Raw genomic sequence first — 957 nt, forward strand, 5'->3', positions numbered from 1 at the left:
CGACGACATCGACCCACGCAGGCGGCCGAGCGCACTGTTCAACGCGACCGCCATGCGGCCGGTCTCGTCGCGGCTCTCGATCTCGAGCTGCAGGGTGAGGTCGCCGCCGGCGACCTTCTCCAGCGCGTCCACGGCGTGGCGGACCCGACGGACGATCGCCCGGGCCACGAGCCAGCCGAGGCCGGTCAGCAGCACGAGCGCCAGCAGGCCGGAGACCAGGATCGTCCGGGTCGCCGCGGTCCGGGCGTTCTTCACGGCTGCCCGGTCCTGGTCCACGACCCGCTGCACGCTGGCGGCCACCGTCGGCAGCGAGCCCTCGAGCTTCTTGAACGCCGTGAGGAAGGTCGGGTAGTCCAGGCGGGCCGCCGCCGGGTCCGCGCCGGCCTCGGCGACCATCGCCTTCGCCTGCGCCAGGTACTCCTGCACGTCGGACCCGACCGAGTCCACGGCCCGGGACACCGAGGGACCGAGCCCGGACCCGCGCACGGCGGCCAGCTCCGACTGCAGCGTCTTCGCGTGGTCGGCGAGGTCACCGGCGACGGCCTGGGCCTTGTCCTGGGAGATGAGCGCTTCCAGGACGTCGGCCCGGACCGCGTCGTGCATCATGTCGGTGTTCGACGCGTGGGCGGTCGCTGCCGTGGCGGTTCCCAGCTTGTCCGTCGTACGGGCCGCCTGGCTGAGGCTGCGCAACGAGACCACCGAGAGAGTCGTGATCGCGACGACCGCCACGAGGACGATCGCTCCGATCTTGGTCTGGATGCTCAGGTCCGAGAACCGCCGCGTCATGCGAATCCTTCCGTGGGTGCGTTCTACCGCTGTGTGGGTGGGTCAGTAGGTGAACTGGCCGACGAGCTCTTGCATCTCGGCAGCCATCCGGGCCAGCTCGTCGGCAGCCTGGGCGGTGTTGCCCGCACCGGAGGTGGTGTCGGTCGCCGCCCGCGCCACCGCGGTGATGTT

General features: G+C 71.5%; 1 protein-coding gene. It reads right to left on the minus strand.

Annotation, left to right across the window (positions count from 1 at the left end):
- Window positions 1-786, minus strand: a 786-nt coding sequence (locus EFL26_RS08495) for a HAMP domain-containing protein (protein ID WP_123222475.1), incomplete at its 3' end; no start/stop codon positions are given.
- Window positions 787-957 lie beyond the last annotated feature (171 nt).

This window comes from Nocardioides pocheonensis (assembly GCF_003725535.1).
Classification (GTDB): domain Bacteria; phylum Actinomycetota; class Actinomycetes; order Propionibacteriales; family Nocardioidaceae; genus Marmoricola; species Marmoricola pocheonensis.